Raw genomic sequence first — 1,087 nt, 5'->3', positions numbered from 1 at the left:
ATTTAAGGAAGCATCATGGGATATCGGGTTGTCACGTCAGAGGAAAAAGCAGAAGCCATTCGCTTGGTCGTGGAGATGAATTACTCCATCCCTAAAGCCTGTGAAGCTACTGGTGTGGGCCCTACGGCCCTGCGTCGCTGGGTTTCGCGCTGGCGTCGAGAGCAGGAAGGCATGTCGCAGCCACCGCGATTGCAGGATCAGGAACTGATCGAATCGCTCCAGGCAAAGCTGGCACTGCTTGAAGCCGAGAACCAAGTACTAAAAAAGCAATTGCCCTCTCATCTAAAGGTTCTGTTCGGTCGAACCAAGTGATTGATGGCGTTCGAGGTGCGATGTCGATTCGGCGCATGTGCTCAGTGCTTGGCGTTGCCCGAAGCAGCTATTACACCAAGCGTAAACCCAAGCGCCTGAAGCCTGAACTGCGCTTGCTGAGGCGTAAACTTCGTGCGATGCATAAAGAACATCGTGAGGCGTTAGGTACTCGTGGGTTTTCCAGAGAGCTAAGAAAAGAGGGGATTTTTATTGGGCGCTGTCGAATGCGCACGCTGATCAACACCTTTGGTCTACACCGACGCAGACCGTGTTATGCCCACTATCGACGCGCTACGAAACCAGCGATTGTTGCACCGAACATACTTGATCGGCGTTTTAATCCGACCCAGCCAGACACACTTTGGGCCGGTGACATTACCTACATCCGAGTCGGAAATAGCTGGCTTTATCTGGCGGTGGTGATGGATCTGTTTTCACGCAGAATTGTGGGTTGGGCCTGTTCCCGAACTGCCGATGCTGAACTGTCTTCAAGGGCGCTAAGGTTAGCAGTGTCACTACGCCGTCCGATGCCCGCGTTGCTATTTCACTCAGACCAAGGCTGCCAGTACACCGCTGATCGATTTGTTGGCTGCTTGGCAGAAAACCGGATCGTTCAGAGCATGAGTCGTCGAGGGAATTGCTGGGACAACGCAGTGGTTGAGCGCTATTTCAGGACGTTGAAACACGATTGGATGCCGGAAAATGGCTACCAAAACCATTTCGAAGCGGAGAAGGATGTGATGGATTTTGTTCATCACTACAACCATCGTCGTTG

Annotated in this window: 2 protein-coding genes; both read left to right on the top strand. The window is 52.4% G+C overall.

Annotation, left to right across the window (positions count from 1 at the left end):
- Window positions 1-15: 15 nt before the first annotated feature.
- A complete protein-coding gene (locus tag V3W27_RS28075; protein ID WP_007969000.1) occupies window positions 16-312 on the top strand; it encodes a transposase in 297 nt (98 codons plus the stop codon).
- A gap of 20 nt (window positions 313-332) precedes the next feature.
- The coding region (locus V3W27_RS28070; protein WP_330208061.1) for an IS3 family transposase at window positions 333-1,087 on the top strand (755 nt) is incomplete at its 3' end.

Source organism: Pseudomonas sp. AM14(2022) (assembly GCF_036346455.1).
GTDB classification, from domain to species: domain Bacteria; phylum Pseudomonadota; class Gammaproteobacteria; order Pseudomonadales; family Pseudomonadaceae; genus Aquipseudomonas; species Aquipseudomonas putida_A.
This window is presented reverse-complemented; position numbering and strand designations above follow the sequence as displayed.

What these genes read in the sequence shown, in the direction of transcription:
- V3W27_RS28075 (WP_007969000.1), top strand. Translation starts at nt 16, where the DNA reads ATGGGATATCGGGTTGTCACGTCAGAGGAAAAAGCAGAAGCCATTCGC.